Source organism: Candidatus Thiothrix putei (assembly GCA_029972225.1).
Taxonomy (GTDB): domain Bacteria; phylum Pseudomonadota; class Gammaproteobacteria; order Thiotrichales; family Thiotrichaceae; genus Thiothrix; species Thiothrix putei.
Map to the genome: position 1 here is coordinate 1,367,687 of CP124756.1, position 19,388 is coordinate 1,387,074.

A 19,388-nucleotide genomic window follows, 5' to 3' on the forward strand; every position below is an offset into this window, starting at 1 on the left:
GCCCTTCCCCCGCAAGGGGTGAAGGGGGCGAAGAGGAAGAATGAGGGGCGGAACTCTTGTTCCCTCCCCCCTTGCGGGGGGCGAAGCGCGGCGATTGAGCCGCCGGACGGGTTAGGGTGGGGGGTAATCCGGGTATTTCTAATGACATATCCCCACCTCCGCCACACATGTCTGTTGCAAAAACTGCTGCAAATCGTCCGCTGTCGGTGGGCGTTTGTGTTGGGTGGAAAAACGCCGTACCAGCGCAAGAATGGCTTCGGCCTGTTCATGCTCCAGCGGTACGCCAAGCAGGGCGTAGGCACGTTGCACCCCGTGGCTACCGGAATGTTTGCCCAGCACCAGTTGGTGGTGCCGCCCCATGTCCGCTGGGTCGACGCCTTGGTAATTGCGCGAATCTTTCAGCAAGCCATCGACGTGGATGCCGGATTCGTGGGTGAACACGCCTTCGCCGACCAGACTTTTTTGCCAGCCGACCGGACGACCGGAGGCTTTTTCCACCAGCAAGGAGAGTTTGGGGAAGCGTTTCAAGTTAACGTCGCAGTCCAGCCCGTACAAACGCCCCAAGCCCAGCGCGACTTCTTCCAACGGTGCATTGCCAGCACGTTCACCAAGACCGTGGACGGTGGTATTAATGTGGGTAGCACCCGCACGGGCAGCGGCGAGAGAATTGGCAGTGGCAAGACCGAGGTCGTCATGGGCGTGCATTTCGATTTCCATGTCGGTATGCGCTCGCAGCGATGTCATCCAGTCGTGGGTGGCAAACGGTTCGAGGATGCCCACCGTGTCGGCGAAGCGGAAGCGTTGTGCGCCTGCCGCTTGTGCCGTTGCCAGCACTTGCAGCAGGAAATCGCGGTCAGCGCGGGAAGCGTCTTCCCCGCCGACGCACACGCCAACGCCCAAATCTTTGGCGATTTGTACGTGCGCCCAGATTTGCTGCAATACCCAAGCGCGGTCACGCTTGAGTTTGTGGGTGATTTGCTGGTCGGAAACCGAGATGGAAATGTCGATCATGTTCACCCCCAAATCACGGCACAGCAGGATGTCGTCGCGGCGCATCCGGCTCCACACCATCAGCCGCGCATTCAAGCCAAGGCTAGCAACGGAGCGGATGGAGTCGCGTTCTTCCTCGCCCATCGCGGGGATGCCGACTTCGAGTTCGGGTACGCCCAATGCATCCAGCCCGCGTGCAATCGCCAGCTTTTCCGTGAGGGAAAAAGCCACGCCTGCGGACTGCTCGCCGTCGCGCAGGGTGGTGTCGTTGATGGTGATGAAACGCTTGCTGTGGTGCATGGTGTTCGCCTTGCTGATGCTATTGGGCTGTTATCAGCAAGTCTTGTGCCAGATGCCTTATCTTATTGTTATTAATTGTGTTTTCGTTTTATCATAGATAATGGCTGTTAGGTTTGCGACAAGTCATTAGGAGTAGCCTGTTGCGCATCCCACAACTGCTTGAAACGCAAATCCAGCGCGGAAAGTTCCGCATCCACGCTTTCCAGTGCTTGGAAACCTTGGCGAGGTGGCATTTTGCCTTCACCCATCGCTTGTTTGAGGCTTTCGCGTTGGGCGAATACCGTGGCGATGCGGGTTTTCAGGTCGGCGAGTTCTTCGGCTGCGGTCATGGCTGGCGTTCTTTGGGTAGGTGGGAATAAGGGGGCAACATTTCCAGCCGGGTGTCGATGACGGGATTGCCGACGGTGAAGTGGTAGAGGCTTTGGAATTGGGTATCTTGCAGCCCCAATACTTCATGTACGCTGTCGTCGAAGAAGCAGCCGATGCCTGTGCCGCGTACTCCGGCGGCTTCGGCTTGCAGGTAGAGAACTTGCCCGATTAAGCCTGCTTCCCAGTAAAGGTGGCGGTAAACGGGTGCGCCTTCTGCCAGACCTGCGTCGAATTCTGCCAACATGCCGAGGCTGAAACTGCTGGTGGAGGCGATGTCTTGGTGGCAGGAAAGCGTGCGGGCGGCTTTGCGGGCATCGGCTTCCAGCAGGTGGAACAGCGGCAGGTTATCGGGGCAGCCTTCTGGGGTTTGCCAGCGGAAATCGGGGTTCATCGCAGAGCGCAAAGTCGTTGCGGCTGCTGCATGGCGGGGCAGGGCGTATAGGCCAGCGGGTAAGCCTTCGACACGATGTACGAATAAGACTGGGTGGAGGCGAATGGGCAGTGTCCATACATCCCACGGCACGGGATTGTTGGCAGGCAGTAAGGCAGACAGCATCGCGTAAAAAGTGTCGCGGGGTAGGGTGCTGGTTTTGCCGCTGAAGGCTTGGGCGCTGCGGCGTTGGCGGATAAGCGGGATTAGGTTGGGTTGGGGGATGGTTGTTGCGAGTGAAGAGGGCGTATGCAATACGCCCCTACGGGTAGATACGGTGGCGGTGGTTATTTCTTCGATGATTGGCCAGTTGTATTTGGGGAGGCCGCCTAGTGCGTTGGCTTTGCCGTGCCATTGGGTGACGGTGGGGAGGTGGAAGGGGGCGGCAGAACCTGTGTGAATGCGGAGTAGCATGTCGGGGTGTTCGGCTTCTGCGCCGGTGAAATCGTCCGTCCGGTCGAGTCCTAATAAAGTGGCGATTTCGGTATCGGTGACGGGGAGTAGTTCTACCTGTAAGCCGATGGCAGCGGCGGCATAGCGGATTGCGCCCAGCACGTGACCGGCATCAAGTTGCACGTAGCGAAAAGCACGTTCACCGTATTTCCACGCTTCGCGCCACGCGATGCTGCTCAAGCCAAGCAGGAGTTGGGGCGGGGAATCGCTGTCAGCCAATTTGCCGCGTAATTCCAGTGCGTGTTCGTGGGGGGCGTAGTGGTAAACAGCATCGCCCAGCCCGTCGATACCGTTGGCGATAACGTAGCCTTCGGTGGGGTGCAGGTTGCCGCTGGATGGGTTGCAACGCAATGCCCAGCGGTCAGGGCCGTATTGTTTCCACGCGGATAGACCGAGGGAGAGTTGCAGTAATGCTGCAATCCCCCCCTTTTCTTCCAACGGCAACTCCACCACATCCGCGCCAGCAAACCGCCGGAACGGGTTCGGCTGTTGATCCCAGTCCAGATACTGCGGCCCTTTGGCGTAGGCATCCAGTCGGTGTTTGGTGCGTTCGTGGTAGGCACGTACCGTTTGCGTGGTGTCCATTACAGGGTGAGTTGTACCAGATTGTTAGCGGCGGTTGCCGGTTCACTGCTGATGGTAGCGGAAACGCTGGGTTCTGGCAGTTTCCCTTGTTTTACCAGTGCCGCGAGTTGGGTTTGCAATTCACCGCTGTTGTACAGCTCTTCCACGATGTCGCTACCCCCGATCAATTCGCCGCCAACGAAAACTTGCGGAAAGGTCGGGAAGTGTGAAAAGCGCGGCAAGTATTCGTAGATGAAGGGTGATTTCAGCACGTTGACGTAGGCGAATTCCACCCCGGTTTTTTTCAGGTAGCTGACCGCTTTGCCGGAAAAGCCGCATTCGGGCGCGTCGGGCGTGCCTTTCATGTAAATCATTACCGCGTTTTCGGTGACTTGCTGCTGGATTTTGTCCAGTGTTTTGTTGCTGCTCATGGTGTGTTCCTGTCAGGTGAACGAATAAACAGGGTTAAAGCAGGAAACGTGCCAGCCTGAATTTTCCACTTTTTATCAATCACCTGTGATTTTTTTTGCGGTCGTTTGAATGGTGGGTTCAGGACGATTTGTTGGGTTCACGATACTGCTGCAAGCTGTTTATCGCCAGCCATGCAAGTAATCATTGGCAAAAGATTTATTTGCCAATAGGTATATTTACCACTATCTTTAAAAGACAATCTAAGCAAATCTTCCAAGGTAACAGTCATGCAAGAATGCACCATCGCCATTGGACAAAATGGTCGTCTCGTCATTCCGATGGCGATGCGTAAAGCCCTGAATTTGCAGGAGGGGCAACGCTTACGCCTGAGGCTTGAAAATGAATCTATCATCCTAGAAAAACCCGTCGATATTGTGAAAAAACTGCAAAACCGTTTCCGCAACGTGTCTGTGAGCCTAGCGGATGAGCTGATTCAGGAACGTCGTCAGGAAGCGGCAAAGGAAAACCATGATTCTTGATGCTTCGGCGCTGCTGGCCTTGCTACAGGACGAGCCAGGTGCGGACAACGTGCAGGCTGTGCTGCACCGCTCCATTATCAATACTGTCAACTGGTCGGAAGTGATTCAGAAACTCTCGGTGCATGACCCGGACGCAGCGGACATTCGTGCCGAAATAGAGTTAACCGGCTTAAAAATCATGCCGCTCAGCATCGACCAAGCCGAAATCGGCGCAAGCCTTTGGAAACAAGCCAAACCCTTTGGCCTGTCACTCGCTGACCGCGCCTGCATTGCGACAGGCATTGATCGCAAAATGGATGTAATGACCACGGACAAAATTTGGCAGGAAATGGCGCTGCCCATTACCATTCATGTCATTCGGTAAACACCTATGTGAAAATGTTGTGTCCTGTCACGAATCCCCCTACTTGAGGGTGTGAACAAAAGTGCGGTGTCCTGTAGACTAAGATGGCATCCCCTAAAACCAGAGAAAAAGGACTTTCCCATGTTGACAGTTAGCTCCCGCGACCAAAAACTTTTAGAAGCCTTGAACCGCAACCCCGCATTAAAAGCTCGGATGGAAGGGCTAATCGAGGTGGTTGAAAATGCCGGTGATGACATTATCAAAGCAGCAGACGCCGAACAGCGGGTGATAGAAGAACTGCGCCAAATGGGAAATGATGCGATCACTGCATGGGCAAACAAACGTGTAGAAAAATGCACAGCCCCAGCCTGTGAAGAAGGCATTGGGAAGTATGTAAAGAGTGGAAAAAAAACTGTCATTGGCACACGACCTACGGAAAAATCCACATAAGCGAACCGGTCTACCGGATTCCCGGCAAGCGTGTCCGCCCCTTTAGCCAGAGTGCCGAGGTTGTTTGCCGAGGCTGTTCGCTCCCGCTGCAACGGGCGGTGACGGACTTTGGGGCGGACTGTTCATTTGCTCAAGTGCCTGATAAATTAGAAGAACATTACGGGATACGGCTGGCATCCAGCAGCATCCGACACATCACCGAAGGTCACGCCAAACGCATCCATGAATCCCAAGTGTTGATAAAAGACTATCCAAGCACGTTGGGAAAAGCCTATGTCATTGCCGAAATGGACGGCAGCATGATCCCCATCGTCGAGATTGACGAAACAGCCCCCGACAAGCGCAAAGGCAAAAAGGAAAGCTGGAAAGAAGCCCGCCTGTGTCTTGCCCACGCCAAAGGCAGTGCTACGCCAACGTTTGGCGCAATATTCGGTGGCACGGTAGAAGATGCTGGAAAAATCTTATTCGACACCGCCTGCCGTGCTGGATTTGGAAAAAGCACGTTCCTCCATGCGGTGGGTGATGGGGCAAGCTGGATCAACCGTCAAGTGGATGAACAATTTGGCACACAAGGACATTACCTGATTGATTTTTATCATGTTTGTGAATACCTATCAGCAGCATCCGCAAGCTGTTCATGCCTCAAGGACAAGGATAAATGGTTTGCCAAACAGAAAAAAGCCCTACAGGATGGTCAAGCTCAAGCGGTCATCGACACACTGAAACCTTTCCTCGAAGCAGAAACGGTAGAAGACAGTAACGCCCCAGTACGAGCTTGTCACCGTTACCTGAGCAACCGCATTGAGCAACTGGATTACCCGACAGCAAAATCCCTCGGATTGCCCGTGGGGTCGGGCGAAATAGAAAGTGCACACCGTTACATCATCCAGCAACGCTTAAAAAAATCGGGGGCATGGTGGAAAAGTGATAATGCGGCGGATATGTTGGCGTTGAGGGTCATGCGGGGAAACCAGCAATGGAAGCATTATTGGCGAAACACCGCTGAGGCGGCATGAGGTTTACCGCACTTTTGTTCACACCCCCTACTTGATTAACGATTTGTAGCATTTCCCACAATCAGCCAGCAAACAATTACTATAAAAACAAAGCATTAAGCATCTGGCACAGCCTTTGCTTTACCTCCCCGATGCCGCTACCGCAGGTACGCAACCCGGTAAACGTCCGCGTCAGGTCAATGTACTGGTGAATGCCTCGCTGACCCCCGGCGATTTGGAAGCCTTGAAAGACACCATCGAACTGTTCGGCCTGCGCCCGGTGGTGATCCCCGATTTGTCGGATTCGCTTGATGGGCATTTGCCGGATGAAGACGTCAGCCCGCTGACCATCGGCGGCACGCTGGTGTCGGAAATGGCAACGCTGGGCGATTCGCTGGCAACGTTGGTGATTGGCGCGTCGTTGACGGCGGCGGCGGATACCTTGCACCAGAAAACGGGTGTGCCGGATTACCGCTTCGACCATTTGATGGGGCTGGCGGTGAACGACCAGTTTGTCCATACCCTGCACACGCTTTCCGCCGAACCTGTGCCGCCCAAGCTGCAACGCCAACGGGCGCAATTGCAGGATGCGATGCTGGATACGCACTTCATGCTCGGCCTGTCGCGCTTTGCCATTGCCGCTGACCCGGATTTGCTCAATGCCTTTTCGCAATTGCTGGCGGAAAACGGCGCGTATACCGTGGCGGCGGTTGCTCCGGCGAATGCGCCGATTCTCAAGCACATCGCCGCCGACAAGGTGCATATCGGCGATCTGGAAGATTTGGAAAAGGCGGCGGAAGCCAATGAAGCCGAAGTGCTGATTTGTAATTCGCACGGGCAGGAAACCGCATTGCGGCCGAGTATTCCGCTGTTACGTGCAGGTTTCCCGCAATACGACTTGCTGGGTGGGTATCAGCGGCAGTGGATTGGGTATACGGGAACACGCCAAACGCTGTTCGACATTGCCAATATTTTGCTGTCGCTGGAGAAGGGCGAAATTCACCCGTATCAGTCGATTTATGCGCAGAAGCGGGATGGGGAAGGGGTGCAGGCGCGGCATTGATTAAAGGAATGGGTTGATTACCATCAGCCCTGTATCTAGCTTAAAGCCGTGTTGCAGATCTTCACTCAATACAGCACTACAGCCGTATTCAGAGGCAGCAGCCAAAATCAGGCTGTCGTAAAAACTCAGCAGGTAACGTTTGGAGATGGCAACTGCTCGTTTTGTTATCTCCGCAGTGAGCGGCACGACTTCCACATCTACTTGAATATCCTGTAAAACTGCTTCGACTTCCGCAAACTTGTCGGGGAATTTCCGGCGCAACACGTTGCAAAATTCATTGAGTGCCTGCGCACTGGTCATGGTGTCTCCCGATGTAACCAAGCGTTGGGCAATTTCCTATTTGGCTGGATCTTGGGCAGTGTTGGCGTAGATGAGGATATTGGTATCGAGAAAAAAGGGTCTATCGCTCATTGGCTTCTTCCCGATTAAAGCGGAAACCACGGGTATCCAGTTGCAGCGACTTCAGTTTGCGCCGTGCAGGTTTTGCCAGCACTTGCTTCAGTCGTTGTTGCGTTGATAGTTCGCCTGTTTGCGTGACAGGCGTTGAGGTTTTCCGCAAACCATCTAGCAACCGCTGGATCAGCGTCAATTGCTCACTGAAGGTCAGGCGTTCTGCTTCATGTAAGATGTTTTCAACTGTTTGTATATTCATAAAATATTCCTGATTTTTTAGTGCGCTTACCTGACATGTTACCAGCAGTTTAGCACTCTCTCCAGAATCAGCAGATGTCAGACATGTCCCATAAGCCTCCTGCCATTGTCGCATTCCCGACAACCTGCAAAACCAAACAACCCATTACTAACAATCACTTGGATAACTGGCATACCCCTTGCAACATCCCTGTAAACACGATTACGAGGTAAGCAGCTATGGCGGCTCTGACACGGCGGCTCACAGTTCTCGGACAAGACACTGAGGAACACTTCATGGAAACAGCCATTAAAGTTGCGTTTGCATCCACCAATATGAAGCACGTTGACCAGCATTTCGGCGCGGCGGAATCGTTTGCGATTTACGCCCTGACCCCATACGTGAGCATGGGGATGTGGGCAGTATCGCGTTCTTCGGGCGATTCGTTGCGCTGTTGTTCGTGCTCAAACGCATTCAGCGGCGGGTTGGGGGTAAATTTTACCTGTTCTGGGTTGAAGCTCACTGGGGCAGGGCGGTAGCCATAACGCGCCGCCATCTCCAGCAACAGGGTGTAACTGTCCTGCAATTCGTTCAAGGTACTTTGAATGCTGTTATGGATAGTGGTGCGGATTTCAATGCCTTTGGGTACGCAGGTTCGCAGTGTGCCATCTTCGTTGAAGCGTTCGTAACCCTCGATATACCAACGTTTACGGCGAATACCTGCATCGCCACTGCGCAAATGCTCGGCATCGGCGCGTATTACCCAGACAGGGATTCTTCACTAGACACGGCTCCTCGTCTTTGTTTGAATCAGCCCCTTTTACGGGATATTCGCTGTGGAAGCTTTTCTTGTCTCAACCGGCATTGTTGCCCTCGCTGAAATCGGCGATAAAACCCAACTACTCTCGCTGGTGCTTGCGGCAAAATTTCGTCGCCCGATTCCCATTATTCTCGGTATTTTGGTTGCTACCTTGTTGAATCATGCAGGTGCGGGTGCAATTGGCGCGTGGGTTACAACTTTGCTGGGTGAAAATGCCTTGCGCTGGATTCTGGGTTTATCGTTTCTGGCAATGGCGGTGTGGATCATGATCCCCGACAAGCTGGATGACGATGATGTGAAGGTGGATGCTACGCACTACGGCATTTTCGGCGCAACCGTGGTGGCGTTTTTCCTCGCGGAAATGGGGGATAAAACCCAGATTGCGACGGTGGCGTTGGCGGCACAATACGCTTCTTTGTTCTGGGTGGTTGCCGGTACAACGCTGGGGATGATGATTGCCAACGTTCCGGCGGTGTTGCTGGGGGATAAGATGGCGGGCAATTTGCCGCTGAAGTGGGTGCATGGGATTGCCGCCGCGATTTTTGCTATGCTGGGTGTGTTTGCATTGTTTGGCTAAGTGTTACCGAGGGTATTCATGTCTGGTTTGAGTGCATTCCGTTTTGCCGAGGCATTCCCGTTTCTGGCGGTATTGGGGGAAGAAGCCTGTGCCAGCTTCCAGCCGCACATCGGTTTTGCCAGCATCCCGGCGGGGCAGCATGTGTGCAGGGAAGGCGATATTTGCCCGCAACTCGCCATCGTGCTATCCGGCAGCGTGCGCGTATACAAGGTGGGCGAAAATGGGCGGGAAATTACCCTTTACCGCATTGGGCGCAATGACAGTTGCATCTTGACCGCTTCCTGCATCCTCAGCCAGACCCGTTTCCCGGCGCTGGCGGTGGTGGAACAGGCGGTGCAGGTTGCGGTCATTCCCGCCGTCCGGCTACGTGAGTGGGTGGCGCAACATGAGGTGTGGCGCGGTTATGTGTTTGGCCTGATGTCGCAGCGGTTGGCGGATGTGATCACGACGCTGAATGAAGTGGTCTTTCGTCGCGTCGATGTGCGCTTGGCAGAATATTTGCTGAAACTGGATGCACAACAGGTGCAGCTTGCTGTTACCCATCAGGAACTGGCTTCGGAATTGGGTACCGCGCGTGAAGTAGTCAGCCGCATCCTGAAAGATTTCGAGCGGGAAAACCTGCTTGCCCTGAGCCGTGGAACGCTGACAGTGCAGGATCGGGCAGGTTTACAACGCAAGGTGCAAATCCTGTAGTTACGTGACTTTGTTACAGACGGGGCGCATTGCCGTTTGCCATCATGGGCTGTCGTTATTACAGGCTGCAAGGCAGCAGGAGATTTTTACCATGACATGCAATGTTGGTTCCACTGATAAAATGCTGCGTATTATCGCAGGTCTGATCATGATCGCGCTGGGTGTGTACTACCAAAGCTGGTGGGGGGCGGTGGGTGTAGTGCCATTGCTGACTGGCTTGCTTGGGTGGTGTCCTGCCTATTTGCCGCTGGGTATTTCGACCTGTAAAAAGTAACATCGAGCGTACTGCCGTGACCTGCAATTTTGATCGGGCATGGGGGTTAAAAAGTGCGAGCCTGCATAGTAGCAGGCCGCGCTTTGCTTAGGCGTTAGCTCGGTATGATTACAGCGATTTTTTGCAGAAATACCAGTCGGTGCATTCGTAACCTTCGTTCATGCGGGCTTCTGCGCCTGCGACATCTTGCGGCGGTGGTACGATGACTTTATCGCCCGGTTGCCAGCCTTCTGGGGTTGCTACTTTGTTGGCATCCGAGGTTTGCAAAGCTGCAACCAAACGCAGGAATTCATCAATCGAACGCCCGTTGGTCATTGGGTAGTACACCATTGCCCGCATAATGCCGTTCGGGTCGATGATGAAGGTGGCACGCACGGCGGACGTATCCGCTGCACCGGGGTGGATCATGCCGTAGGCATTCGCCACTTTCATGCTCAGGTCTTCGATGATCGGGAAGCCGATTTCCACTCCGAATTTTTCCTTGATATTGCGTACCCACGCGACGTGGCTGTAGTAGCTGTCGATGGATAAGCCCAATAGGTCGCAATTCAACGCGGCGAATTCGCTCTGGCGTTTGGCAAATGCCATGAATTCGGTGGTGCAAACCGGGGTGAAATCAGCCGGGTGTGAGAACAGTACCAGCCATTTGCCTTTGTAATCTTCCAGCTTTTTTACACCGTGGGTGGTGCGGGCTTCAAATGTCGGGGCTGGCTCGTTAATGCGTGGCATAGCGTTTGTCATGTTTTCCATTTCAGTATCCTTTACTGTGATCAGTTGATGTCATCTAAGAAAGATTGATCTTGCTAGTCGATCGTTTTGCTTTCCATGATCGGTATATTATTAAATACTGATTCGTTTGTGAAATGGATTATTTGGGATGATTCGTTCGATTTTGTGATTAATATCGGCGTATCCCTGATGGCAGCGGCAGCGTAACCGTCTCAGTCGGTACGCCGCTCGCCACTAATGCGCTATTTCCAACCCACCTTATCCATGATCATCACCGCCTGTGCGTTGTGTTTGCCAAGGTTGGACAAGTTCAGCGCATCGCTTTTGAACGCACCCCAGCTTTCGCCTGTACCTTGGCGGGATTGTAGAACAACACCGTGCGCGGTAAGTCAGCCCAAACCACTGATTAGCAGGGTCACGCAAAGTTTTTGCTGAACGCATCCAACAGCGGCTTGATCAACTGTTCTTCACGAGCAGAATACACATTCACTTCATTAGCCAGCACTTGGGTGCTGCACAACAGAAGCAAACTAACGGTCAATTTTTTCAACATAATGATCTCCTTCTTACTCCCCTCGCCCCTTGAGGGAGCGCTGGCATTGGGTACAAGTGCTGTGCTGATTGGTCGCCCGCTGATTTACGGTTTGGCAGCGGCGGGGCGCTGGGCGTGGCGCATGTATTGCGCGTGTTGTGGGAAAAATTGGAGGTGGCGATGGCATTGACAGGTTGCCGTACTTTGACGGACATTCAGCAGCGCACGGTATTAACTGAGATTAGTGCTTGAAAATGTAAATAGTAACAATTACCATCTTTCGCAGATTTACTTGACACCATTAGCCATCCCCCCAAAAGCCACGGTAGCCAAGGTTCAGTAAAACCCTGCGCTTAACTTTACGAGGTTTTACTAACACAATGGAATTTCTCAAACTGTATCTGGATCACATGGTGCTAGGCACGCTGGGCTTTATGAGCTTTATTATGCTGGCGTTCGCGGTGGAGCGTTACATTTACTTCTGGCGCATTAAACTGGCGGAATTCAAGCACATTGAGTTGCTGAAAGTCGCGCTGACCCGCAATCTGACCACCATTTCCAGCGTTGGTGCGAATGCGCCGTATGTGGGGCTGTTAGGCACAGTGTTGGGGATTTTGATTACCTTCCACGAAATGGGGCAAAGCGCAGGCAAGCTGGATGTGAACAGCATTATGTTAGGTCTGGCAATGGCACTGAAGGCTACCGCTGCTGGCTTATTCGTCGCGATTCCTGCCATTCTGTTTTACAACGGCTTAATGCGTAAGGTGGATGTGCTGGTAGCGCGTTGGAGTGCCTTGCAGGATGGTTACGCATGAAACGCTTTGACCAGATCAATATGATCCCCTTCATCGACATTATGTTGGTGTTGCTGGCGATTGTCCTGACCACGGCAAGTTTTGTGTCGCAAGGGCTGATTCCGGTTAATTTGCCCACTGCCGCACAAGTCAGCGAACCGTCGAACGACGACGAACCGTTGGAAATCGCCATCAATGCGCAGAATGAGTTTTTCCTTGGTGAAGAAAAAATCACGCTGGAACAAATGGCTGAAAAGCTCAAAGTACAAGCTAAGCCAGAAACCCTGATTGTATTGCGCATTGATAAAGCGGCTGTGTTTGAGCATTTCGTCAAATTGATTGATTTGCTGAAAGCACAGAAACTCAATAACCTTTCGATACAGGCACAGCAAGCGCCATGAAAACCAATCATATCAGCGGCTTTGGTGTTTCCACGGCTGTGCATATTGGGTTGGCGTTATTGCTAATGCCGCTCCTGTTTGCCGCAATCTAAGCCTAAACCCAAGGAAAAGCCGAAACCGGAAAAGAAGGTGGAAAAACCCTTGCCCAAACCTAAGCCAGAAAAGGATTTGCGTAAGGAGCAAGAGGAGCGCGAACGCCGCGAGGAGGCGCGTCGTGAGCGGGAAGAGCAGCAACGCCAACAGGAAATGCGCGAACAGCAACAGCGTGAAGCCGCCGAGCGTCAAGCACGTCAACAGGCGCAACAAGAAGCCGCTGCGCGTGCGGCAGCACAGGCTCAAAACGAAGTGCCGGTGATTACCAACCCGCGTTACCGCCGCCCACCGCGCCCACCGGAGTATCCACGCCGTGCGCTGGAATCGGGTACGGAAGGCACTACCATTGTACGTGCTAACGTTAGCCCCAGTGGTAGCGTGATAGCTGCCAGAGTTCAGAAATCCTCTGGTAATGACTCACTGGATTCTGCTGCGGTCAAAGCGGTTCGCGGTTGGAGCTTTGTACCGGCGACCCGTGGTGGGCAAAGCATCGAATCCATCGTGCAAGTACCGGTCAATTTCAGAATCAATTGAGGAGAACTCTCGTGAAATCATTAGCCAAAGCCTGGCAAACGTGTATAGCCATTACCTTAAGCGGCATGTTGGGGGCTTGTGCTAACGATCCTGTAAAGGAACAAGCTGCGGGTGCTAAACCGATCAACTACGGGTGTTCGGGAACGTCGATGAACGATTGCATGACATTTCATTCGCCCACCAGCCCAGCGGTGAAACGTTAGCGTGTAGTGTTATTTGTGTCTGTTGCGTGCTTCAGGCATCCTGTTAATTCTATTGATTATCAGGAACTGAGCAATGGAAACCATCAACAGCCAGCGCCGTCAGGTATTACTGTCAATGGGCGCAGGCGGAGTTGCTTGGCTGGCATGGCGTGCCACATGGCAACCCGCCAGTGCTGCCACTCCACCCGCCTGTGTCATTACCCCCGAACAAATGGAAGGCCCGTATTTCGTTGATGAAATGCTCAACCGTACCGACATCCGCACCGATCCCACCGACGGCACAACCGTATCCGGCATTCCCTTGCAACTGCAATTACGTATCCATGCCGTCAATGGTGCAGCTTGCTCGCCTTTGTCCAGAGCGCTGTAGACATCTGGCACTGCGATGCTAACGGTGTGTATTCCGATGTGGAGGATTCCAGTTTCAACACCGTTGGCAAGAAATTCCTGCGGGGTTATCAGGTGACAGATGCTGAGGGCAAAGTGACGTTCACCACCATTTACCCCGGCTGGTATCCGGGGCGCACCGTGCATATCCACGTCAAAGTCCGGGTAGACACTGCCGACGGTAAGGCGCAGGAATTCACTTCGCAATTGTATTTCGATGATGCTTTTACCGATGAAGTGTACAAACTTGCGCCGTACAACAGCCGCGAACAATCATTTCTGATAAAAAATAGAATGATATGTTCGTTTTAATCAGCTTGATGGATTGATGCAAAAAGACTAAAACTATTAAGGAGCTTTACACAACACCAATCACCACGAGGAGAGAACACCATGAGTGACATAAGCAAGTGTCCTGTTATGGGACATGCCAACACACCCGCCGCCAGCAATGCTGGGCGTGGCACATCCAACCGCGACTGGTGGCCTAACCAGTTGAAACTCAATATCCTGCACCAGCACACTGCCAAATCCAACCCGCTGGGTGCAGATTTCAATTATGCCGAAGAATTCAAAAAGCTCGATCTGGCAGCCTTGAAGCAAGACCTCTACGCGCTAATGACCGATTCGCAAGACTGGTGGCCTGCCGACTACGGTCACTACGGGCCAATGTTCATCCGCATGGCGTGGCACAGCGCAGGCACGTACCGCATCAGCGATGGGCGTGGCGGTGCGGGTCACGGCAATCAACGTTTCGCCCCGCTCAATAGCTGGCCGGATAACGTCAACCTCGACAAGGCACGCCGCTTGCTGTGGCCGATCAAGCAAAAATACGGCAACCAGATTTCATGGGCTGACTTGTTCATCCTCGCTGGCAACTGTGCGCTGGAGTCGATGGGCTTCAAGACCTTCGGTTTTGCGGGTGGGCGCGAAGACATTTGGGAACCTGAAGAAGATGTTTACTGGGGGGCGGAAGCCGAATGGCTGGGCGACAAACGCTACAGCGGCGAACGCGATCTGGAAAACCCACTCGCAGCGGTGCAGATGGGCTTGATCTACGTGAACCCCGAAGGCCCCAACGGCAACCCAGACGCGCTCGGATCGGGGCGTGATGTGCGCGAAACCTTCGCCCGCATGGCGATGAACGACTACGAAACCGTCGCACTCACGGCTGGTGGACATACCTTCGGCAAATGCCACGGCGCAGCCAGTGCTACCCACGTTGGTGCTGAGCCGGAAGCCGCAGCCATTGAACAAATGGGCTTAGGCTGGAAAAGCAGCTTTGGCAGCGGCAAAGGTGGCGACCAAATCGGCAGCGGCTTGGAAGGTTCGTGGACACCAACGCCGACCCAGTGGGACAACAGCTATCTAGATATGTTATTCAATAACGAATGGGAACTGACCAAAAGTCCCGCCGGTGCATGGCAATGGACTCCCAAAACCGCGACCGCAAGCAATCTTGCCCCAGCAGCAGATGACCCAGCCAAACGTGTGCCGATCATTATGACCACGGCGGATATGGCGATGCGTTTTGACCCGATTTATGAACCGATTGCGCGGCATTTCCAGCAGAATCCTGATGAATTCGCCGATGCGTTTGCTCGTGCTTGGTTCAAACTGACGCACCGTGATTTGGGGCCGCGTTCGCGTTACCTCGGTGCGGAAGTACCAGCGGAAGTGTTGTTGTGGCAAGACCCTGTTCCGGCAGTCGATCATGCGTTGATTGATGCGCAAGACATTGCTGATCTGAAAAGCAAGATTCTGGCATCTGAGTTGAGCATTAGCGAACTGGTCACAACGGCTTGGGCTTCAGCCTCCACTTTCCGGGGTTCGGATAAGCGCGGGGGCGCGAACGGTGCACGGATTCGTCTTGCCCCTCAAAAAGATTGGGCAGTGAATCAGCCTGAGCAACTTGCCAAGGTATTGAGCGTGTTGGAAGGTATTCAAAGCGCGTTCAATGCAGCGCAAACGGGTGGCAAAAAAGTCTCAATGGCTGACCTGATTGTATTGGGTGGGTGCGCAGCAGTGGAGCAGGCAGCACAGAATGCAGGGCATACTGTCACCGTGCCGTTTGCACCGGGGCGTACAGATGCCACCCAAGAACAGACTGATGTGGAAGCCTTCGCTGTACTTGAGCCAGTGGCAGACGGTTTCCGCAATTACCTCAAAGGCAAATACTCAGTGACAGCCGAAGAAATGTTGCTCGATAAGGCGCAATTGCTGACGCTGACTGCACCGGAAATGACCGTGCTAGTCGGTGGGATGCGAGTGTTGAATGCTGCCTTTACCCAGCAGCCTGAAGCCCTTACCACGGATTTCTTCGTGAATTTGCTGGATATGCGTACTGAATGGAAGCCTACTGACGATGCGAATGTGTTTGAGGGACGTGATCGCACCACAGGTGATGTGAAGTGGATAGGTTCACGGGTTGATCTTGTGTTCGGCTCGAATTCTCAACTGCGGGCGATAGCCGAAGTGTATGCGCAGAACGACGCACAAGCGACGTTCGTGCATGATTTTGCAGCGGCTTGGAGTAAGGTGATGCACCTCGACCGTTTTGATTTGGCTTGAGGTTGAGTGAAGGCGGGAGCGGTGTTGCCCAGTCATGGGTGATGCCGCTTTTACTACCAATCCAGTTTGAAATTCACCTTTAGGGCAAAATCCCACCGTGCTTTGTTAATACTTACCGGAAAGGGTAATGCACCGGATGTGGCATTCACCGCTTGTACTGCTGCTTTATCCAGCCATGCATTGCCAGAACTCTGACTCACTCTTGCCCCGGTGATCGTGCCATTCGGCAACATTGTGAAAGAAACTGTCACCGTGCCTTCTACCTCTTCCTTTATTGCCATACGCGGGTATTGCTTGCGCGTGGCAATGAGGTTTTGCAGTTTTTGGCGGTAAGCGGCTTCGGCAGCGTTGTTATCTGCTACGGGAGCCGGTTTCGTGGGAACAGACTTGGCTGCTGGTCGCGGGGCAGGTGTTACTGGGTGCGGAACAACAGGGGCAACCGATGCTGAGGCGGCTGGTGGTGATGGAGTCGGTGACGGCTCGCGTTCGCGTGCGGGCTGTGGTCGGGGCTTGGGTTTGTCGGCTGCCTTTGTCTCTGGTTTAGGTTTAGGCTTTTCGACAGGCTTCTTTTCTGGTTTGAGTTTAGGTTTTTCGACAGGCTTAGGTTCCGGTTTGGGCAGTTCGGTTACCGCTTGAGGTGCTGGCGATTTTACGGGTGGCAGGGGGGGCGGAGCAAATTGTGCCAATGACAATGGTATGGGGTGCAGCTCCTCCACCTTTCCCAGCTTATCCTGCCACAGTAACAACGGCAGACTAGCCAGCAATAGGCTGACATGTACCAAAGCTGAAACGCCAAAACCGGTCAGGTGGTATTTCACAATTATTACCCTTTGTTCAATCAGCTAAGCGAGCCAATGCCTGTGTGAATACTTCTCTCTCCATGCGCAAAGCCGTGTGTTTTTTCACTAAGGTAAAGACGCCGCATACCTCGTGCCAACCGATGCCTTGCAGCCAGTCCGGTAAGCTCACGGTGCCTTGCCCCTTGCGTGGCATGATGTAACACCCTCCTGGGCGGTAAAGCAGGTTGTAAGGTTGATTAGCCCGATGCAACCCTTCAATGATTTCCCATGCGGCTTGTGCAGAATCGGCACGCCAGCAGTGCAGCGGGTAGGTTTGTGTGCCGCCGTTATGTTGCCACTGAGCGGCTTCCACCGGAAAGGGTAAGGGGCGAATAAATCCCTGAAAATGCAAGTGATTGACGGATGCATAAGCCCCAACACTATTAAAGGCGATACCAAAACCCGGTAAGTATGTGGTTGTGTTGGTCGTCAATGCCATCATGCGTTCATGGTAATGTTGTGTCAGAAATTGCGGCAGGGTGGCGAGTGGCTCAGGCACGATCAGCATGTGCCAAGGTACAAATGAAAATTTGTTATACAATACCCGCAAATTCATGCCTTCTGCGATGCCTTCCCACAAGATTTCTGGGCGCAGGAAGGGCTTATTGAAATGAAATTTGTCGACGGCAAATCCTTGGTACATCTCGCTGAATACCTCACCCGATACGCGTGCAGGGCGCAGACTACGTAATGGATTGATCACCAATTCCCAAGGTTCAACCCGTTCATATTCCCAGTCAGAGAACATCTCAATGCCAGTTTCCAGTAGCGCGGCGAAGGTGGCGACATCATCCACCGGGCCATCAGGCTTGCATTGTTGCAGTTGTGCAAAGGTCTGGTGCAATGGCTTGTCGAGCCGTTGGCGCAATTCCGCATCCTGCATACTGTTGGCGAGTACCAAAATAAATGCGCCTAAGCCGTCGGGTGTAAGCATCTGTTGCAAACCATCGGCAAAGCGGGTTTTGAAAGCTTCTGGCGATGTAGTGAAAAGCATGAAGGTTGCACCTTGTATGGTCGTGAAAGGGGTGATGGTTATGGCGGTGGCTGTTGTTGTTGTCAAGTGTTAAAGCGCTGCTGGGGGTAATGAATCCCTCTTAAACGCATAATACCGGTAGACGGAAAAAATTACCCGTTTGCTTGGTATTTTAAAAAATTTAGTAAGAAAAATACTACTACACTGACTATTGGATATTCACAATATAACCAAAGGATAGTGTTATGGAAGAAAAACGCTCTTGCTGTTGCGGCGAATTGCCTGCGCTGTGGTGGTGGTTACTGACCTTGTTAGGTTTACCCTTACTGTTTTTACTGATGACAGGTGCACGTCAGGGAACAGTTGAAGCGGATTTGACAACCCGTGGTACAGCCGCATTGAAGGCTGCGGGTATGGATTGGGCTACAGTCAATCTTGATCAACGAGGGCGTGATGCCCAACTTAACGGTATGGCAATTTCAGAAGCTGACCGTGATGCAGCGTTTAAGGTTGTCCAAGGTGTTTACGGTGTTCGTGAAGTACAGAACTTAGTTGAAGTGGCGGCGACGCCTGAACCTGTGGCGACAGCACCCGTCGTTGACCCATTGCCTGTTACCACGCAAGCGTCTGCTGATGCCGCCCAAAGCACACAAACGGCGCAAGCCCCAGCCGTATTAACGCCTCCAAGCTTTTCCCTTCAAACAATCGACGGTAAAGTGGTTTTGCAAGGTGTGATGGGGTCGCAGCAAGACATTGATGCAGCGGTGAGTGCCGCACAAGGCGTGTATGGTGCTGCACAAGTCGATAACCAACTGCAATTGACTGACGGTATTGCGCCTGCTAGTTGGCTGAGTGGTTTGTCAGGCTTGTTACCTGCTTTGCAAGGTTTGGAAAATGTTGTTCTCAACATATCAGCAGACGGTAATAGCATCAGTGGTCAACTGCCATCGGATGCCGATAAAGCCACCTTGTTAGCTAAAGCCCAGCAAGTGTTGGGCGATAACTTAACGGATCAGCTTATGGTCGAAGCGTCAGAGCCAACTCAAACGGCTCAAGCAACAGATGCTGCAAAAGCGGCTGTTCCTGCGCAAGAAGAGCAAGCGGTGATGGATTGCCAGCAGCAACTGAATGATGCCATGCAAGGCAAAACTATCTTGTTTGAAACCAATAAGTCGGCCATTAAGCGGGACAGTATTGCGTTATTGGATTCCTTGGTTGGAATCGTGTCTTCGTGTAAGGATGTGATTGCCGGTCGTGGTATTCAAGTGAGTGGGCATACCGATAACGTGGGTAACGATGCTTACAATCAGAAGTTGAGTGAACAACGTGCAGGTGCAGTGAAGGATTATACCAGTCCGTGCCATAAAATAGTTTTTTTGATCAAGGAAATATGGTTAGATGACTGGTAACAAAAGCAGCCATGAGTAATG

At 53.0% G+C, this 19,388-nt stretch carries 26 protein-coding genes and 1 pseudogene; 16 read left to right on the forward strand and 11 right to left on the reverse strand.

From position 1 onward, the window contains the following. Positions 1-138: 138 nt before the first annotated feature. The 4 genes from nifV to grxD form a co-directional block, all read right to left on the reverse strand. Complete coding sequence (gene nifV, locus QJT81_07070) at positions 139-1,290, reverse strand: homocitrate synthase (protein ID WGZ95742.1); 1,152 nt, start codon at positions 1,288-1,290, stop codon at positions 139-141. A gap of 107 nt (positions 1,291-1,397) precedes the next feature. Next, the gene (locus QJT81_07075; GenBank protein ID WGZ95743.1) at positions 1,398-1,619 is read right to left on the reverse strand and encodes a hypothetical protein; all 222 of its coding nucleotides are present in this window, start codon (positions 1,617-1,619) and stop codon (positions 1,398-1,400) included. Continuing rightward, positions 1,616-3,127, reverse strand: a complete 1,512-nt coding sequence (locus QJT81_07080) for a SagB/ThcOx family dehydrogenase (protein WGZ95744.1) — start codon at positions 3,125-3,127, stop codon at positions 1,616-1,618. Before QJT81_07080 ends, QJT81_07075 begins: the two co-directional genes overlap by 4 nt. After that, positions 3,127-3,537, reverse strand: coding sequence for a Grx4 family monothiol glutaredoxin (gene grxD, locus QJT81_07085; GenBank protein WGZ95745.1), 411 nt, complete (start codon positions 3,535-3,537; stop codon positions 3,127-3,129). The genes QJT81_07080 and grxD overlap by 1 nt, the downstream gene beginning before the upstream one ends. Before the next feature lie 267 nt (positions 3,538-3,804). On the opposite strand from grxD, the gene QJT81_07090 reads away from it, so the two are divergent. From QJT81_07090 to nifN, 4 genes and pseudogenes are all read left to right on the forward strand, one after another. Next, the gene (locus QJT81_07090) at positions 3,805-4,056 is read left to right on the forward strand and encodes an AbrB/MazE/SpoVT family DNA-binding domain-containing protein (protein WGZ95746.1); all 252 of its coding nucleotides are present in this window, start codon (positions 3,805-3,807) and stop codon (positions 4,054-4,056) included. Next, complete coding sequence (locus QJT81_07095) at positions 4,046-4,420, forward strand: type II toxin-antitoxin system VapC family toxin (protein WGZ95747.1); 375 nt, start codon at positions 4,046-4,048, stop codon at positions 4,418-4,420. Before QJT81_07090 ends, QJT81_07095 begins: the two co-directional genes overlap by 11 nt. Positions 4,421-4,540: 120 nt before the next feature. Further along, a pseudogene (locus tag QJT81_07100) lies at positions 4,541-5,865 on the forward strand (UPF0236 family protein). Between the two features lie 115 nt (positions 5,866-5,980). Continuing rightward, a complete protein-coding gene (nifN, locus tag QJT81_07105) occupies positions 5,981-6,907 on the forward strand; it encodes a nitrogenase iron-molybdenum cofactor biosynthesis protein NifN (GenBank protein ID WGZ95748.1) in 927 nt (308 codons plus the stop codon). Here nifN and QJT81_07110 read toward each other — a convergent pair whose 3' ends face one another. The 3 genes from QJT81_07110 to QJT81_07120 all read right to left on the reverse strand — a co-directional run bounded on the left by QJT81_07110 (position 6,908) and on the right by QJT81_07120 (position 8,277). Beyond that, positions 6,908-7,207, reverse strand: coding sequence for a PIN domain-containing protein (locus QJT81_07110; GenBank protein WGZ95749.1), 300 nt, complete (start codon positions 7,205-7,207; stop codon positions 6,908-6,910). It abuts the gene before it with no gap. A 100-nt stretch (positions 7,208-7,307) separates the two neighbouring features. Then, positions 7,308-7,559: a hypothetical protein gene (locus QJT81_07115; GenBank protein WGZ95750.1), complete on the reverse strand. Its 252-nt coding sequence runs from the start codon at positions 7,557-7,559 to the stop codon at positions 7,308-7,310. Between the two features lie 361 nt (positions 7,560-7,920). Continuing rightward, entirely contained in the window at positions 7,921-8,277 is a 357-nt protein-coding gene (locus QJT81_07120) for a hypothetical protein (GenBank protein WGZ95751.1), read from the reverse strand. 97 nt (positions 8,278-8,374) lie between these two features. Here QJT81_07120 and QJT81_07125 point away from each other — a divergent pair, with 97 nt between their 5' ends. The 3 genes from QJT81_07125 to QJT81_07135 all read left to right on the forward strand — a co-directional run bounded on the left by QJT81_07125 (position 8,375) and on the right by QJT81_07135 (position 9,902). Continuing rightward, positions 8,375-8,935 carry a TMEM165/GDT1 family protein gene (locus QJT81_07125; GenBank protein ID WGZ95752.1) on the forward strand — a complete coding sequence of 187 codons (561 nt, stop codon included), beginning with the start codon at positions 8,375-8,377 and terminating at the stop codon, positions 8,933-8,935. An 18-nt stretch (positions 8,936-8,953) separates the two neighbouring features. Beyond that, a complete protein-coding gene (locus QJT81_07130; protein ID WGZ95753.1) occupies positions 8,954-9,628 on the forward strand; it encodes a Crp/Fnr family transcriptional regulator in 675 nt (224 codons plus the stop codon). A gap of 91 nt (positions 9,629-9,719) precedes the next feature. Continuing rightward, positions 9,720-9,902, forward strand: coding sequence for a DUF2892 domain-containing protein (locus QJT81_07135; protein ID WGZ95754.1), 183 nt, complete (start codon positions 9,720-9,722; stop codon positions 9,900-9,902). Between the two features lie 108 nt (positions 9,903-10,010). Here QJT81_07135 and QJT81_07140 read toward each other — a convergent pair whose 3' ends face one another. Both QJT81_07140 and QJT81_07145 read right to left on the reverse strand, forming a co-directional pair. Beyond that, on the reverse strand, positions 10,011-10,652 hold the full coding sequence (locus tag QJT81_07140; GenBank protein ID WGZ95755.1) for a peroxiredoxin: 642 nt from the start codon (positions 10,650-10,652) through the stop codon (positions 10,011-10,013). A gap of 394 nt (positions 10,653-11,046) precedes the next feature. Continuing rightward, entirely contained in the window at positions 11,047-11,184 is a 138-nt protein-coding gene (locus QJT81_07145; protein WGZ95756.1) for a hypothetical protein, read from the reverse strand. A 114-nt stretch (positions 11,185-11,298) separates the two neighbouring features. Between QJT81_07145 and QJT81_07150 the strand changes: the two genes are divergently transcribed. The 8 genes from QJT81_07150 to katG all read left to right on the forward strand — a co-directional run bounded on the left by QJT81_07150 (position 11,299) and on the right by katG (position 16,146). Then, positions 11,299-11,415 (forward strand): hypothetical protein, encoded by a 117-nt coding sequence (locus QJT81_07150; protein ID WGZ95757.1) that lies wholly within the window; start codon positions 11,299-11,301, stop codon positions 11,413-11,415. 128 nt (positions 11,416-11,543) lie between these two features. After that, entirely contained in the window at positions 11,544-11,978 is a 435-nt protein-coding gene (gene exbB, locus QJT81_07155) for a TonB-system energizer ExbB (GenBank protein WGZ95758.1), read from the forward strand. Continuing rightward, positions 11,975-12,358: a TonB system transport protein ExbD gene (gene exbD, locus QJT81_07160; GenBank protein WGZ95759.1), complete on the forward strand. Its 384-nt coding sequence runs from the start codon at positions 11,975-11,977 to the stop codon at positions 12,356-12,358. Before exbB ends, exbD begins: the two co-directional genes overlap by 4 nt. 78 nt (positions 12,359-12,436) lie before the next feature. Further along, positions 12,437-12,985: an energy transducer TonB gene (locus QJT81_07165; GenBank protein ID WGZ95760.1), complete on the forward strand. Its 549-nt coding sequence runs from the start codon at positions 12,437-12,439 to the stop codon at positions 12,983-12,985. Between the two features lie 11 nt (positions 12,986-12,996). Next, a complete protein-coding gene (locus QJT81_07170; protein WGZ95761.1) occupies positions 12,997-13,188 on the forward strand; it encodes a hypothetical protein in 192 nt (63 codons plus the stop codon). Positions 13,189-13,261: 73 nt separating this feature from the next. After that, entirely contained in the window at positions 13,262-13,558 is a 297-nt protein-coding gene (locus QJT81_07175) for a hypothetical protein (GenBank protein WGZ95762.1), read from the forward strand. Then, on the forward strand, positions 13,531-13,887 hold the full coding sequence (locus QJT81_07180) for a hypothetical protein (GenBank protein ID WGZ95763.1): 357 nt from the start codon (positions 13,531-13,533) through the stop codon (positions 13,885-13,887). The genes QJT81_07175 and QJT81_07180 overlap by 28 nt, the downstream gene beginning before the upstream one ends. Before the next feature lie 81 nt (positions 13,888-13,968). After that, positions 13,969-16,146 carry a catalase/peroxidase HPI gene (gene katG / locus QJT81_07185; protein WGZ95764.1) on the forward strand — a complete coding sequence of 726 codons (2,178 nt, stop codon included), beginning with the start codon at positions 13,969-13,971 and terminating at the stop codon, positions 16,144-16,146. 53 nt (positions 16,147-16,199) lie between these two features. Here katG and QJT81_07190 read toward each other — a convergent pair whose 3' ends face one another. Together QJT81_07190 and QJT81_07195 are read right to left on the reverse strand one after the other, a co-directional pair. After that, positions 16,200-16,964, reverse strand: coding sequence for an energy transducer TonB (locus QJT81_07190; protein ID WGZ95765.1), 765 nt, complete (start codon positions 16,962-16,964; stop codon positions 16,200-16,202). A gap of 16 nt (positions 16,965-16,980) precedes the next feature. Continuing rightward, positions 16,981-17,979, reverse strand: a complete 999-nt coding sequence (locus QJT81_07195) for a hypothetical protein (GenBank protein ID WGZ95766.1) — start codon at positions 17,977-17,979, stop codon at positions 16,981-16,983. A 224-nt stretch (positions 17,980-18,203) separates the two neighbouring features. Here QJT81_07195 and QJT81_07200 point away from each other — a divergent pair, with 224 nt between their 5' ends. Beyond that, on the forward strand, positions 18,204-19,367 hold the full coding sequence (locus tag QJT81_07200; protein ID WGZ95767.1) for a BON domain-containing protein: 1,164 nt from the start codon (positions 18,204-18,206) through the stop codon (positions 19,365-19,367). The last annotated feature ends 21 nt before the right edge of the window (positions 19,368-19,388 follow it).